Raw genomic sequence first — 16,756 nt, 5'->3', positions numbered from 1 at the left:
ATAAAAAATGAACGAAAAAATTGATGAGGCTGCTTTATCTTTAAAGGAATTTGTAGATGCAAAGCAGTACTGGATTGATAAATTATCCGGAAGTGCAAGTAAAGTATATTTACCATACGATCTTGTCAAGGAAGATAATAATTCCGAAAAGAGACACTATAAATCAAATTTAAGTCAGGAAACCTCGCAAAGGCTCCTAAGTGCCGGCAAGGGAAATGACCTTGCACTATATGTAATACTTTTAGGAGCTTTGAAGGTTTTATTATACCGTTATACGGGCCAGAACGATATTGTAATTGGATCTCCGGTTTTTGTTCAGGGGGAGCAAAAGCACCTTACAAATAAGTTAATTGCTCTAAGGGATAATGTTGATGATGGCTTAACCTTCGCAGCTTTACTGAGAGAAATAAAAGAAACCTTAACTTATGGATATAAAAATCAACATTACCCTGTTAGTAAATTGATGGAAATAATTAATGGCGAAAACGTTGAAGCTACTTTTTTCAGTATAGTACTGACTTTATCCAGTATACATAATGAAACAATTGCTTTTGATATGCCCGATTCCTTTAATAATGACTTGATTATATCGGTACAAAAAGGGGAGCAAATTCAAGTAAATGTACACTATAATTCAGGAAAATATAAAATCTGTACAATTAAAAGGTTTGTAGAGCATTATAAGCATGTATTGGATCAGGTTTTAACAGATATGGGAACAAATATTTCAGAACTGGAACTGGTTACAAAAGAAGAAAAGGAGCATTTATTGTACCGCTTAAATGATACAGGTGCACAATATCCGAAAAATGTAACCGTTCATAAGATATTTGAGGAACAGGCTGCAAAAAATCCGGACAGGACTGCTGTGATATTTAATAACAGGCATATTACTTATAATGAACTTGATTTAACAGCAAATAAGCTTGCAAATTTTTTGGTCAAACAGCAAAATTTCAAGCCAGATTCCTTTGTGGGAATACTTATGGATAGGTCGGAGCATCTTGTAACTGCCGCTTTGGGAGTATTAAAGGCCGGAGGGGCTTATGTACCTATAAACAATGAATTTCCTGAAGAACGTATTAAAGCAATTATAAATGACGCAGGGATACGTGTTGTTATTATAAGTAAAGATTATCAGGAGCTTTTAAGCAGAATCGGGCCACAGTGTAAAACTCTTGAGGCTTGTTTGTGTCTTGACAATACTCTGGAAGCCGGAAATAGCACAGGTGTAATACAGTTTTATGGCGTTGAGGCACTGGAGAAATACGGCAGTAATCCGTTAACAACAGAGGTTAGTCCTGAAAATACCGCTTATGTTATATATACCTCGGGTACCACCGGAATGCCTAAAGGAGTGCTGATAAGCCATAAAAACGTAGTAAGATTGCTTATAAATGACAGCTTTCAGTTTGATTTTAACCATAATGATGTCTGGACTATGTTTCACTCATTCAGCTTTGATTTCTCCGTATGGGAGATGTACGGAGCGTTGCTTTATGGCGGCAAGCTGGTAATCGCGCCCAGAACCGTTGCAGCAGATCCGAAGGAATATCTTGAATTGCTGAAAAAAGAAAGAGTAACCGTATTGAATCAAACACCTACAGCATTCTCAAATCTGATTAATGAGGAATTGGATAAAAGTGAGAGTCAGCTTCATATAAGATATGTCATATTTGGGGGCGAAGCGTTAAAACCGGCAATGTTAAAAGACTGGAGAAGAAAATATCCGAATACCAAGCTGGTAAATATGTACGGAATAACTGAAACTACAGTCCATGTGACCTATAAAGAAATAACTGAAAAGGAAATAGAATCAAACCAGAGTAATATCGGTAAGCCGATACCAACCCTAACGGCTTATATCATGGATAAAAATATGAAGCTCCTTCCTTGTGGGGTACCGGGTGAGCTATGTGTCGGGGGAGATGGGGTATCCCATGGATATCTCAACAGACAGGAATTGACAGCTGATAAGTTTGTAATGAATCCTTACAAGCCTAATGAAAGGCTGTACAAGTCCGGAGATCTTGCAAGAATGCTGCCTGACGGTGAGATGGAATATATAGGGCGAATTGATCACCAGGTAAAAATAAGAGGTCACAGAATAGAACTGGGAGAAATAGAGTCAAAGCTTTTAAAGCATCCGGGCATTAAGGAAGCAATTGCATTAGTGGTAGAAGATTCCGAAAATAACAAGAATATATGTGCTTACTATATGGGCAATAAGGACTTAACTGCAGCAAACTTAAGAGAATATCTGGCTACGGAGCTTCCGGGGTATATGATACCTTCTTATTTTATAGGAATGGAGAAATTTCCGTTAACTCAGAACGGTAAAATAGACAAAAAAGCTTTGCCTTCACCAAAAGGAAATTTCACAACGGGAAGTGAATATGAGCCTCCAAGAAATGATCTGGAATTAAAACTGGCGGAAGTGTGGCAGAGTGTTCTTGAAGTGGAAAAAGTGGGAATCAGGGAAAACTTTTTTACCCTTGGAGGGGATTCAATAAAGGCAATTAGCCTTGTAAGTAAAATAAACAATGTCTTTTGCACTGATCTATATATAAGGGACTTGTATTCAAACCAGACTATCGGGGAAATGGCTTTATTAATCGCTAATGGTGAAAAACCAAAAACCGAAAGTGATTTAATGAACGGTCTGATAATTGTCGAAAAGGCAAAAGAAGAGATTCTTGCAGATAAAAGTCTGGTATCAAAATTACCGGATGGATGGGAAGATATATACCCTTTGAGCAGGATACAGCAGGGAATGGTATTTTATTCTAAATCAAAACCGGAAGAGCCCATTTACCATGACCAATTCCCATTTATGATAAAGTTTAAAAAGTTTGATTTGGATATTTATAGGCAGTCATTACAGGTTATTTCAAAAAAGCACCCGGTTTTAAGGACAGGATTTAATATAGAGGACTTCAACCAGCCCGTCCAGATTGTATATAAAGAATTGATACCGGATGTTACGGCGAATGATATTACAAATCTTAAAAAGTGCCAGCAGGAAGAGAAGATAAAGAACTACATGAGTGAGGACTTACGTAACAGGTTTAAATTCCAAAACGAACTTTTATGGAGAGTTAAGCTTTTTAAACTGGATGATGAACATTACTATATTATAACAACAATACACCATGCGATTCTGGACGGATGGAGTGTAGCTTCCTTCAATACCGAATTTATAAATGTATACAATGATTTAATTGAGGGGAAACAAATTGAATTAAATAGTCTTAAGTTCAGCTACAAAGACTTTGTTGCAATTAATACCGCCAGAAAATCTTCAAAAGAGACTAATGATTTCTGGAAAGGTGTATTGGAGGGATATAGCAGAAATAAGCTGCCCTTTAACTATTCCGGCAAAAAAATCAGTAATATTAACCAGAGTAAAAAATGTCTGGTGAATATAGGCACAGAGCTTTTGGACAGGTTGGAAAAGCAAGGGAAAATAAATAACTGTACTGTCAAGGATATTTGTATCAGTGCATATATATATTTACTCATGCTTACAACCACGGAAAATGATATTGTGACAGGGGTTGTAAGCCATGAGAGACCTGCTGTTGAGGATTCCGAAAAGGCACTTGGCTGCTTTTTGATAACAGTACCTATGAGAATAAAAGCAGACAAAAATGTTAGCAAGCTAAAGCTTCTTCAAATGGTAAAAGCGTATCAGCTAAATGCAAAACCCCATGAGATGTTTTTGGGTGATATTGCAAATGCAACGGGAGTGACAGACAGGACAGGGAATCCAATATTTGATACCATTTTTAACTTTACGGATTTTCATGTACTTAAGGGTATTTATACTAATGAGGGTAAGGCGGCTACTGAAGCAGGCTACGGTCTTACCCTGAGTCCAAACGAGATGACCAATACATTGTTTGACCTTGAGGTGTCCAAGTCTCTTGAAAACTTCAGTGTATGGATTAAATATTCGCAAAAATACTTTTATGAAGAGGATATCCGTAACGCTTTAAAAATCTATATAAGGCTCCTGGAAGAATACGCAAATGATGGGGATTACCCGTTGAACAGCGTTGGATATTTATCACAAGAGGACAAAAAATTACTGATTTATGACTTTAATAATACTGTATCGGAATATCCAAAACATAAAACCATTCACATGCTCTTTGAAGAACAAGTGAAAAGAACACCGGAAAATATAGCTCTGGTTCAAAATGAGAAGAAACTGACCTACCGGGAACTAAATGAGAAGTCAAATAAAATTGCATGGGAGTTAATTCAAAGAGGCGTAAAATCCGGGGATCACGTAGGGATTATTGCCCAAAGAGGTTTTGGAATGATAGCCGGAATGCTTGCCATACTAAAAGCCGGTGGGGCTTACATACCGATTGACCCGGATTATCCTTCAACGAGAATTGAGTTTATATTGAATAATTCTGATGTAACAACTGTTGTGGCAGACAGTGAATATGGGCTTGCGGTCAACAAAATAATCAGAATTGATACATTGGACTACAGTCGTTTTTCGGAAGAAAACCTCTGCATAGAGAAAAACTCACAGGATTTAGCATACGTGATTTATACTTCAGGTTCCACAGGTACGCCTAAGGGAGTCATGATAGAACACCATTCGGCTGTGAACCTGATAAACTGGGTTAACACAAAATATAATGTAACAGAAAGAGACACACTTCTCTTTGTAACTTCAATGTGCTTTGACCTCTCGGTTTATGATGTTTTCGGTATTTTGGCATCGGGAGGAAGGATTGTTATTGCACGGAAAGAGCAGGTTCAGAGCATGGAAAATTTGGGCAGGATTTTAAAGAAGGAAAGAATAACCTTCTGGGATTCTGTTCCGTCCACTATGAACTATCTTATAAATACACTTGAGGAAGACGAAATCAGCTTTACTCAGACAGATTTAAGGCTTGTATTTCTAAGTGGTGACTGGATACCCGTAAAGCTTCCGGAAAGAGTCAATAAATTTTTCCCGAAAGCTGATGTCATAAGCCTGGGTGGTGCAACTGAAGGAACAATTTGGTCAATATACTATCCAATTAAAGAAGTGGGACAATTCCAGACAAGCATACCATATGGTATGCCCTTGGATAATAATTTCTTCTATATTTTGGATGAAAATAAAAACCCGGTACCAAAGGGCGTTGCAGGAGAACTGTATATAGGAGGCGTTGGTGTTGCACGGGGCTATATCAACAGACCAGAACTCACAACGGAAAGGTTTATTCCCGACCCATTTGTTTCTGAAATACGCAATCCGTATTCCTCTAATATGCTTATGATGTACAGAACCGGTGACTATGGCAGAATGATGTCCGATGGAAACATAGAGTTTTTAGGCAGAGTGGACCATCAGGTTAAGATAAGAGGTTTCAGAGTTGAGCTTGGTGAAATTGAAAGCCTATTGCTAAAGCATGAAGCTATCAGAGAAGCTGTTGTAGCAGATAGAGAAACTAAAACAGGGGACAAGTATCTATGTGCTTATATAGTAACTCATGAAGACTGTAGTGCTGGGACACTGAGAGAATTCCTCTCCCAGGATTTACCGGATTATATGATTCCGTCATACTTTGTAAGGCTTCAGAGTATTCCATTGACTTCAAATGGCAAAATAGACAGAAAGGCACTGCCGGAGCCTGAAACAGTTATGGAAACTACAGAAGAATATGAAGCACCTCGAAATGAACTGGAGGAAAAACTGCTGAGTGTGTGGCAGGACATACTGGGTACGCCGAATCTGGGAATTAATAATAATTTCTTTGATGCGGGTGGTGATTCTATAAAGGCAATGCAGGTAATTTCAGGACTTAAGAAAATTGGTTTTGTTCTTGAAATTAGGGATATATTCTCACATCAGACTATTAAAGAGGTAAGCAGCTGTGTAAGAGTCAAAAGTAAAAAGGCAATAAATCATACGGTTACAGGTGAAATAGCCTTAATACCAACCCAAAAAGGATTTTTCAGAAAAACAAGAACGGATATAAATCATTGGAATCTATCAATTATGTTATATAAGAAGGATGGATTTGATGAAAAACTGGTAGAAAAAGTATTTACAAAGATTTTGGAACATCACGATGCTTTAAGGATTGTTTTTAAACTGGATGGAGACAGAGTAACTCAATTTAACAGGGGTATAGACGAGAAATTGTTTGAGCTGAGAGTTATGGATTGTACTGGACACTTAGATGATACAAAGATAATGGATGATGAGATATACGCCATAAACAGCAGCATGAATTTGGAGAAGGGACCTCTGGTGAAACTTGGGTTATTCAAACGAGATGATGGCGACCACCTATTACTGGTTATTCACCATTTGGTATGGGATGGCCTTTCCATGATGGTTATACTGGAGGACTTTGCCACAGCTTACAGGCAGCTTGTAAACAATGAAGAAATAAGACTTCCGGAAAAGACCAGTTCGTTTAAAGAATGGTCAGAACGGATAAACCTTTATGCAAACAGTGAAGATTTATTGCAGGAGTTAGAGTTCTGGAAGGAAATGGAGAGTAAAACCGTTTTGCCCCTTCCTAAAGATTATTTTTCCACCGAAAACACAAGAAAAGATGATGAGACAATTTCTGTTGACATATTAACTGAAGAAAAAACCGGGATACTCTTCAAAGAAGCTAATAAAAAGCATGAAACAGAGGTTAAGGATATTCTTGCGACTGCGTTCGGTGCTTCAATAAAAGAGTGGACAGGACAAAATAATGTACTTATAGATTATAAAATACACGGAAGGGAGGATATATTTGAGAAAATTGATGTAACAAGGACAGTTGGATGGTTTGCAACAGAATATCCTATGGTACTGGATATGTCATATAGTGAAGATTTGACTGCACAATTAATTTCTATAAGGGATACCTTCAGAAAAGTTCCCGGGAGAGGTCTTGGATATGAGACATTAAGAGACATTACCTTGTTGGAACATAAAAAATCACTTAAGTTTAACTTGAATCCGGAAATATTGTTTAATTTCTCAGGTGATTTTGACACAAACATGAATTTGATTTTTGGGGACTTCAGCATGTCACCCCTAAACAAAGCGTTTAATGAGAGTCCTAATTCAGAGAGAAAATATACACTTATTATTGAGATGGCTGTTGTTACAGGTAAACTCTACATTACGGTTCACTACAACAAACATGAGTACATAAAAGAAACAATGCTGAAGTTAATAGATAGTTTTAAGACAAATCTTATTAAGTTAATAGATAAATGTACTTTATTTTAAAAGTGGGGTAAAAAATATGGATACTAAAAAAATGACATTAGTCATCATGCCTTTATGTGGCACAGACCATCCGCATATTGGGGTGGGGTATATAACAGCTTATCTTGAAAAATACGGATACAGCGTAATCCAAAGTGATTTTAATCTAATATTAAGAGATAAGCTTAATTATGACAATAGAGAGATATTTTCCAATTATTCGAGAAAGTGGTCAAAATATGAAGAGTACAACAGTTATATATATCCGATCATAGAGCCATATATGAATGAATATGCGGAGAACCTTGCAGGAAATGATAGTGGAGTTATCGGTTTTTCAGCGTTTTTTTCAAATATATATCCGGTTTTAACGCTGGCCAGGAAAATTAAAAATATTAACCCTGAAAAGATAATTATTATTGGAGGGCCTGAGGCAAGTGAAAAGTATATAAAACACGATTGTATAGATTTTATTGTTCCTGGTGAAGGAGAGATTACTTTACTTGAATTTATGGATTCAATTAATGGCGCCCGAGCTTTTGACCGGATTAAAGGGCTTATATACAGGGAGGGCAATAAGGTTATAAATACAGGGGAAAGACCTTTTATAGAAAATCTGGACATGCTTCCGTTTCCGGTATTCCAAGATTTCGCAGAGATTAATTACAATTATGAGTGTATACCTATAGCAGCAAGCAGAGGTTGCATAAATAAATGTAGCTTTTGTACAGAATCAAGATACTGGAAATGTTTCAGATCAAGGTCAGGTGAGAGTGTATACAACGAATTTGTTGAACAGAGGAAAAAGTATGGTGTATACCAGTCAAATGGAGAGCTTAGAGAACTTGCTTTTATGGATTCTTTAATAAATGCCAATATTAAGGAATTAACGAAGTTTTGTAACCTTATGATTGAAAATAAAATAAATTCCCCATGGGTTGGAAAAGTAGCTGTATCCAAAAATCTGACTAAAGAGGTTTTTCAACTGATGAAAAAAGCAGGGTGTAAAAAGCTTATGTTCGGAATAGAATCAGGTTCAACTCCTGTCCTTGAAAAGATGCAAAAAAGATATCAGATTCCCACAGCTGAAAGGGTTTTAAAAGATGCACATGACAGTGGTATACAGGTAATGATTTATATATTGATTGGATTTCCGAATGAAACTTATGAGAATTTTGTTGATACAAAGAATTTTATTTTAAGGAATAAGAATAGCATAGATGAGGTTGTACCGGGTGTTGGCTGTCAGGTAGAAAAAGATAGTGAGCTTTTTAAAAACAGCGATGAATATGGAATCTCCTGGGATGAGACTAAAGAAAAAAGTGCAGAAAACTGGTATAGTCAATTCTCTTCCTATGATATACGGGTAGAAAGAGTGAATGATCTGGTTGAGTTTTGCGAAAAAGAAGACATTAGAGTCATAACGACAAGTCTGGAAGCCACTGTTCCCCAATTGCTAGAGGTGTAACAGAGAAAGGAACTGTTATGTTTGACTATAATAAAAAGAAGATAAATTTTCCGCAAAACAGAACAATCCACCGTTGGTTTGAACAACAAGTGAGAAAGACTCCCCATGAAACGGCAATTGTATTTGAAGATAAAAAATTAACATACAGTGAATTAAACGTAAGGGCTAATAAATTAGCAAAGGTGCTCAGAAAAAAAGGAGTCGGGGCAAATGATACCGTAGGCTTGATGGTAAGCCGTTCCCCGGAAATGATGATAGGGATAATCGGTATCTTAAAATCCGGTGGAGCTTACATGCCAATAGATACGGAGTTTCCCGCCGAAAGAATAAAGTATATGCAAGAGGACTGCGGAACAAGGCTTTTACTTACCCAAAAGCAGTTTTTTGACAAAGTAGACAATGCCTCAGTACAAATTATAGATATTGAGGATGAGGGGCTATATGAGGGCGATGGGTCAAATCTTCAACCTATAAGCACTTCCTCCGATTTGGCATATGTTATGTATACCTCGGGTTCGACGGGGAGACCCAAAGGTGTAATGATAGAGCATAAATCCGTAAGCAATTTTATTGAGGCCATGAGGAATGTAATAGATTACTCCGGGAGAAAAACAGCTATAGCCGTTACTTCGGTTTCCTTTGATGTTTCCGTTAATGATGCGATAATTCCAATTGTAAGCGGACTAACACTTATATTAGCAAATGAAGAGCAGCAGAAAAATCCTGAGCAATTATGCAGTCTTATAGTTGAAAATAATGTCCGGATGATGGTGACAACCCCTTCAAGAATAAAACTCCTTTTAGGCAGTAAAAACCGTGAAAAATGTTTTAGTTGTCTTACTGAACTAATGATAGGTGGAGAAGCTTTTCCAAAACAACTTTTTAAACAATTGAGAGAGCTGACCACTGCCAGACTTTATAACATGTATGGGCCTACTGAAACCACAGTATGGTCGACTTTCAAGGAATTAACGGCGGATGGAGAAATAAACATAGGAAAGCCTTTGGCAAACAACCGGATTTACATATTGGATGAGAATAAAAAACTTATGGAGCCGGGCAAAATGGGTGAATTGTATATTGCCGGGGAAGGTCTTGCAAGAGGTTATATTAACAAGCCTGAGCAAACTTGTGAAAGGTTTGTGCCTGATACATTCTTTCCAGATGAAAGAATGTATAGAACAGGTGATTTGGCGATGTACCGTAATGATGGTGATATAGAGTTTTGCGGCAGGGTGGATAATCAGGTAAAAGTCAGGGGTTACAGGATAGAATTGGGTGAGATTGAAAGTCAGCTGTCAAAACATCCTCATGTAAAAGAAGCTTTAGTAGTGGCACGGGTTGACACAAGAGATGAGGGAGACGGAAGCGCTTATATTTGTGCATATATTATTGGTGATTCAGAGCTTAAAGTGCAGGATTTAAAGGGGCATCTGGCAAGTAAACTTCCTGATTATATGATTCCCTCCTACTTTGTTAAGTTAGAAAAGATACCACTTAATACTAATGGAAAAGTAGATATAAAGGAATTACCTGACCCTATAAAAAGCTTGTGTATATCCACTGAATATGTCCCTCCCGAAACTGATATACAGAAATACCTTGTTGAAGTGTGGAGCGAGATACTGGGGGCAGAAAGGATTGGCATAAATGACAATTTTTTTGAACTTGGGGGGCACTCATTAAAAGCTACAATGCTTACTTCAAGGATTTTTAAAAAATTCGGGGTCAATTTATCCCAATCGGAACTGTTTAGGAATGAGACTGTAAAAAAGCTATCGTATTATATCGCATCTGCCGGGAAAGATGAGTTCTTATCAATTGAGCCAGCCCCGGTAACCGATTGTTATCCATTATCATCAGCACAGAAGAGACTTTATATTATGGACAAGTTCGAAGGGTCAAATATCAGCTACAATTTACAGTCCATGCTAATCCTTGAAGGAAAAATAGACAGAAAACAGGTTGAAATGACAGTTGCCAAACTTATGGAAAGACATGAAGTTTTTAGAACCTCATTTGAATTTGTGGGAAATGAGCCGATACAGAGGATTCATGATGATGTAAGTCTGAACCTTAAATATATAGAGATTAGTGAAGATGAACTTGATGATGCATTATATGACTTTATAAAGCCCTTTGATTTAAGTAAAGCCCCATTAATGAGAACAGCACTTTTCAAGCTTTCAGAAAATAAACATATTCTTGTTTTTGACATGCACCATATAATATGTGACGGCATCTCTACGGTTATTGTAGCCAGAGAATTTGCAGATTTGTACAGTGGAAAGATTTTAAAGGATTTAAAGATAAGATACCGGGATTTTGTTTTTTGGCACAATAACTTATTGAAGTCAAACATAGTAACAAAACAAAAGACTCATTGGATGAATGTATTTTCAGGTAAGTTACCTGTTGGAGAAATCTGTACGGATTTTCCGAGAACCTATGTGAGAAGCATTGAGGGAGATAGGGTTGAACTTGTTTTGAGCCGCAAACTTACAGAGCGGTTAATGAAGTCTGCCGGTGATAATAATTGCACCATGTACATGATTTTATTGGCCATATATAATATAGTGCTTTCAAAATATTCCGGGCAGAACGACATTATAGTCGGAAGCGGCACTTCGGGCAGAATGCATCCCGATGTGGAAAATTTGGCAGGTATGTTTGTTAATACCCTAATGATGAGAAACCAACCAAATGGAAATAAAACCTTTAAAGAGTTTTTAAACGAGCTAAGAGATAATACACTAAAAGCTTTTGACAACCAGAGTTATCCATTTGAGAAGCTGGTAGAAGATTTGGTATTGGACAGAAAGATTGGAAGAAGTCCTTTACATGATACTGTTTTTATGCTTCAGAACATGGATGATACTGATATTTACATAGATGGATTAAAGGTTACTTATATAGAACCTGAATTAAAGATAGCACAAGCAGATTTGGAACTATATGCATACGAGAAAAACAATGATATTACCTTGAGATTTATATATTGCACGGCTCTTTATCGGAAAGAAACAATTGATAAGCTTGCAAAATATTTTCTCAGGATAGCAGAACATGTGTCCATAAATCAAGAAGTCTTCATAAAAGACATAAATATTCTTGATGAAAATGAAAGGGAGAATTTATTATCTAAAACAGGCAATAAAAGCGTGGAAATAGAATTTGATTTTGAATAAGGGAGGGATTTTTATGAAATATTTCAGTGTACCGGCTGACTTTAAAAAGACGACAATTGATGCATATGAAAGGCTTAACAATTCTTACAAAGGTTCAAAGGTAATAGAGACCTATGGACAGATTACGGAAGGAAATCTCTTTGGCTCCGGCAGACCTTCAGATGTATTAAATAAGGTTGATTTTAATGGCTTAAAAGATTATGTTGAGTATTCAAAACAAAAGAATATTGACTTTAACTACACATTAAATACTTCTTGCTTCGGAAACAGAGATTTTACAAAAGAAGGAATTCATGAGATAAAATGTTATCTTGATAAGATTTACAATGCAGGTGTAAGGTCTTTGACAATTGCAATGCCGTCTCTTATCGAAATTGTTAAAACCATGGGCTATGATTTCAGCATAAAAGCTTCTGCAATTTGCCAGATTTCAAATGCAAATAAGGCCTTAGCATATAAAAAAATGGGTGTTGACAGAATGGTGGTCGATATTCCAATACATAGGGACTTTCAGGCATTAAAGAACATAAGAGAAGCATTTGGTGAAAAAGTTGAGATAATTGTCAATACTATATGTCATAAAAACTGCATATACACTATGTTTCACTATAATGAATGTTCCCATGATTTTGATAAAAATTCGCAAAAGTCAAGTGTTAACTATTATCCTTACCGTTGTATATTAAGATGCCATGAAGATAACAGCAACTTTATAAAAACTGCATGGATACGACCTGAAGACCTAAAATATTATTCAGAGGTTGGTATTAATTACTTTAAGATTCAGGGAAGGCAGGTAGTTGCAGTTGGAGACCCGGTAAGGACTGTAGAAAGTTATTTCAAAGAGTCTTTTGACGGAAATTTGATGGACTTGCTAAGAGTGTTTTCGCCAACAAACTTATTCAATATCAAGATTGACAATAAGAAACTTGAGGGTTATTTAAAGCCATTCTTTGATATTCCTAATTTCTGTAAGAATAATTGCCCGGAATGTAATTATTGCAACTCTTTTTTAGAAAAAAGCATAAATGTTGATAAGGCAAAAGTAGAGAACAATAATGCAATAAATTATTACACCGGTTTTGATGAGTTTACAAATAGCATTAAGCAAGTAATGGATGAAGCAATTGTTGAAAACAGGGCTAAAAAATGTACCGCAAAACCAGAGTTGGATTTTGATTTTGACCTTGACTTCGAGGAAGATAATTCGAAAGGGTGTGTGAAATAGTATGGATAAAGAATACTGGCTTGAAAAGCTTTCTGGAAATCTTACAGAAGTAAGGTTTCCGGTAGACTATTTAAAAGTATCCGGCTACGAAAAAGGGAACAGCAGATTTGTATTTGATAACGAAACGGCAAATAAGCTGATTAATATAGGAAAAGGTCAGGATATAGCAATTTATACTTTATTAACGGCTCTTTTAAAAGTTTTGATTTATAAGTATACCAACCAGAGTGACATTTTAGTTGGAGCTCCGCTATTTACCGGGCCTGAAGAGATTTATGAGTATAACAACCGGATACTGTTAAGAACCAACATACAGAGTGAACTTACGTATAAGGAAATTCTTATAAATGTTAAAAAGTCGGTTACTGATGGCTATAATCACCAGCACTATCCCTTTGACAAACTGTCGGAGCTTTTACAGTTTGATGATAGTGAGTCACCCGTGAGGATTATTTCTGCTATGGAGAATATACATAATAAAAGCAACATAGACGAAATCAGTATTCTACCCGGCAATGACATAACTTTCTCCTTTTTAAGAAATGAAGGTTGTATTGAAGTTGATATTATTTACAACAGAAATTTATATAAGGAAGACAGCATTAACAGGATTTTTGAGTGCTATAACAATATAATGTTGCAGGCATTATCAAATATAAATATCAGAATAGCTGATATTGAGCTAATATCGGAAGAAGAAAAGAATAAACTTTATACGGTGTTTAACAATAGTTGTTCCGAAGAACCAGATGAAAAAACTATTCAAAGCTTATTTAAAGAACAGGTTGCAAGGACTCCCGATAACATTGCGGTAAGCTGCTTTTCAGAATTAAATGACAACCTTACATATGAAAGTATTACTTACAGGGAACTTGACGAAAAGTCTGACTTGCTTGCAGGAGTACTAAGAGATAAAGGAGTTAAAGCCGGTATTATTGTAGGGCTTATGCTTGAACGTTCAATCGGGATGGCAATTGGCATAATGGGTATACTCAAAGCAGGAGGAGCCTACCTTCCCGTTGACCCTGAGTACCCAACTGAAAGAATAAACTTTTTATTGAGTGACAGCGGTGCAGGCTTTATGGTAACTCAAAAAAAACTCATATCTAAAACAAGTTTTAAAGGTGAAATAATTGATATTGATGATCAAAGTATAGAAATGAGGGAAAATACCGAGCCTGATGAAATAAATTCACCGGAAGATCTGGCGTATATAATATATACCTCCGGTTCAACCGGAAAACCAAAAGGTGTAATGATAGAGCATAAAGGTGTAGTTAATTTTGCAAATTGGCGCATAAAACAATACGGTTATGGTGAGAATGACATTACTCTACAGCTTATTTCTGCCTCATTTGATGGCTTTGGAGCTAATTTTTACTCCAGCCTGTTATCCGGAGGCAACCTTATTATTGCCGGCGGCAATAGCTACATGAACTTTAATCTAATCAGGAAAGTTATTTGTGATAAAACGGTGACAAACATGAGTGTGGTTCCGTCGATGTACAGGGCTATTCTTGATAGCTCCAGTGAAAAGAATTTGGAAGCACTAAGGTTTGTAGTTTTGGCTGGTGAAAAATCCGATGACGATTTGGTGGAGCTGAGCAGGGTTATTTGTCCTGATACGCAACTTATAAATGAGTACGGCCCCACTGAAAATACAATAGCAACTACTTCCTTCATAGGGATGGTTAAAGGAAAAACGTCAATAATAGGAAAGCCCGTATACAATCACACCGTACATATAGTTAATAAGGATTATAATCTTATGCCTGTGGGTGTACCGGGAGAACTGTGCGTTTCAGGTAAGGGACTTTCTAGAGGATATTTGAATGAACAGGAGCTTACAGTTGAAAAGTTTGTTACTGTTCCGGCTCTAAATGGCGGTAAAAGGATATATAAAACGGGAGACATGGCAAAATGGCTTCCTGACGGGAATATAGAGTTCCTGGGAAGAATGGATGAACAAATCAAGATAAGAGGTTTCAGGGTAGAACTTGGTGAAATAGAAAGCCGTCTCTTACAATGTGAATTTGTGAAAGAAGCTGTAGTGGTGGTCAAGGAAGATAAGAATGGCAGTAAAAATATTGTAGCATATCTGACTTCAGATAAAGTAGTTAAGGTAGAAGAACTTAGGGAGTACCTTTCAAAGACGTTACCGGATTATATGATACCTTCATTTTTTATTCAGTTGGAAAAGATACCTTTGATGCAAAACGGAAAAGTTGACAGAAAGATGTTATTAAAACAAAGTGGGAACTCCATAATCGGTGAACAGTATTTAGCCCCGGGAAATAATATTGAAAAAAAGATGGCGGATATCTGGGAGGAAGTGTTAGGTTTAGACAAGGTGGGAGTAAACGATAAGTTTATTGACATTGGCGGTGATTCCATGAAGGCAATCCGAATAACCATGGAATGTGAAAAACAAGGGATTAAACTATCTGTTACAGATATATTTTCATATAGAACAATTTCAAAAATAGCAAAACATATCGAAAGCTCAAATTCAGTGGAGGAAGGTTTTGGAGGAGACGTGCAATCAGTTAATAAAGCCAAAGAATCCAATATGTTAAAAATAAAGGCTCAGAGGGATATCACTACATACCTGCACCGTTCACTTCCGTTATGTGCAATTCTTGCCGATGAGGAGAATTATCCCTGGTACTATCAGCATTACTTGCAAATATTCTCTGTTAAATACAGTAATGGATTTTGCCGTGCTGAATTCCTTGAGCCAAAAAACAATTTCAGTGAGATATTCGATGAGACCTATATTCCATTTAGTGAGATGGAGAATAATAAAAGCATAATAGAGTTTATTGTGAACAAAATCGACCTTGGCTACTATGTGACTGTATATGTAGATGAGTATCATCTTCCTGAGAAGGCAAGCTATAATAAGAGTCACTTTGTTCATCCTTCATTGATATATGGCTATGATAATAAAGAAAAAAAGCTTATGTCAATAGGGTTTGATACTGATGGAATATTCAGGGAACTTACTTTTGACTATAATTTATTTACCGAAGCTTATGAAGATGGAAAACAACACTACAAGGAATTTGCACCATGGGCCGAAATGGAAGCCCTCCAATTGCTTAAACCGAAAAGGCTGGACAAGAAATATAATTTTGCAGAAGAAAAGTTCATTAGTGAAATAGGATGTCATCTGCAATCCTCCGGAACAAACGGTTCAAGGGTTAATAGCCTTATCTCACAGGAAGAATTACAATCCATAAGTGAAATAAAGTTTGGTATGGATGTATATGATGTTGTGTTGGAAGCCCTACAAACACTGTCTCCTAATATGATAACAATAGATTACAGAACCCTTCATTTATTATATGAGCATAAAAAATGCATCTATGAACGATTAAGGTATGTTTCAGAAAACAGAAAGGTTGATATTAGCGGTTTATTGGAGGAATACTCCGACCTGATTGCCAGCCTTAATACTGTCAGACTAAAATTTTATGATCTTGAACACATGTTTACTACCGGAATAGGCTTGGATGATGTGTCGCAGCAGGAGCTTATGGAGAAGGTCATGGCAATGATAGATATGATTATGGCAGCCAAAAATCAGGAGTCTGATTTACTTGGCAATATATATAAAATAATTCAAGAGAAAAATTAATGCG

The 16,756-nt window shown here is 36.5% G+C and carries 5 protein-coding genes; all 5 read left to right on the top strand.

Annotation, left to right across the window (positions count from 1 at the left end; translation table 11 throughout):
- Positions 1 to 7: 7 nt before the first annotated feature.
- The 5 genes from L323_RS27600 to L323_RS0120565 are packed head-to-tail and all read left to right on the top strand — an operon-like array spanning position 8 to position 16,752.
- Positions 8 to 7,249 (top strand): non-ribosomal peptide synthetase, encoded by a 7,242-nt coding sequence (locus tag L323_RS27600; RefSeq protein WP_020814874.1) that lies wholly within the window; start codon positions 8 to 10, stop codon positions 7,247 to 7,249.
- A 16-nt stretch (positions 7,250 to 7,265) separates the two neighbouring features.
- Positions 7,266 to 8,696 carry a B12-binding domain-containing radical SAM protein gene (locus L323_RS27595; protein ID WP_020814873.1) on the top strand — a complete coding sequence of 477 codons (1,431 nt, stop codon included), beginning with the start codon at positions 7,266 to 7,268 and terminating at the stop codon, positions 8,694 to 8,696.
- 17 nt (positions 8,697 to 8,713) lie between these two features.
- The gene (locus L323_RS0120570) at positions 8,714 to 11,884 is read left to right on the top strand and encodes a non-ribosomal peptide synthetase (RefSeq protein ID WP_051153511.1); all 3,171 of its coding nucleotides are present in this window, start codon (positions 8,714 to 8,716) and stop codon (positions 11,882 to 11,884) included.
- A gap of 13 nt (positions 11,885 to 11,897) precedes the next feature.
- Positions 11,898 to 13,112, top strand: a complete 1,215-nt coding sequence (locus tag L323_RS27590; RefSeq protein WP_020814872.1) for a U32 family peptidase — start codon at positions 11,898 to 11,900, stop codon at positions 13,110 to 13,112.
- Position 13,113: 1 nt separating this feature from the next.
- The gene (locus tag L323_RS0120565; RefSeq protein WP_031341896.1) at positions 13,114 to 16,752 is read left to right on the top strand and encodes a non-ribosomal peptide synthetase; all 3,639 of its coding nucleotides are present in this window, start codon (positions 13,114 to 13,116) and stop codon (positions 16,750 to 16,752) included.
- Positions 16,753 to 16,756: the final 4 nt, after the last annotated feature.

Origin of the sequence: Ruminiclostridium papyrosolvens C7 (assembly GCF_000421965.1) — a bacterium.
In the GTDB taxonomy this organism is placed as follows: Bacteria; Bacillota; Clostridia; order Acetivibrionales; family DSM-1351; genus Ruminiclostridium; species Ruminiclostridium papyrosolvens_A.
This window is presented reverse-complemented; position numbering and strand designations above follow the sequence as displayed.

Bases quoted from the DNA above. Each gene is read 5' to 3' on its own strand.
- L323_RS27595 (WP_020814873.1), top strand. From the start codon at position 7,266: ATGGATACTAAAAAAATGACATTAGTCATCATGCCTTTATGTGGCACA.
- L323_RS27590 (WP_020814872.1), top strand. From the start codon at position 11,898: ATGAAATATTTCAGTGTACCGGCTGACTTTAAAAAGACGACAATTGAT.
- L323_RS0120570 (WP_051153511.1), top strand. From the start codon at position 8,714: ATGTTTGACTATAATAAAAAGAAGATAAATTTTCCGCAAAACAGAACA.
- L323_RS0120565 (WP_031341896.1), top strand. From the start codon at position 13,114: ATGGATAAAGAATACTGGCTTGAAAAGCTTTCTGGAAATCTTACAGAA.
- L323_RS27600 (WP_020814874.1), top strand. From the start codon at position 8: ATGAACGAAAAAATTGATGAGGCTGCTTTATCTTTAAAGGAATTTGTA.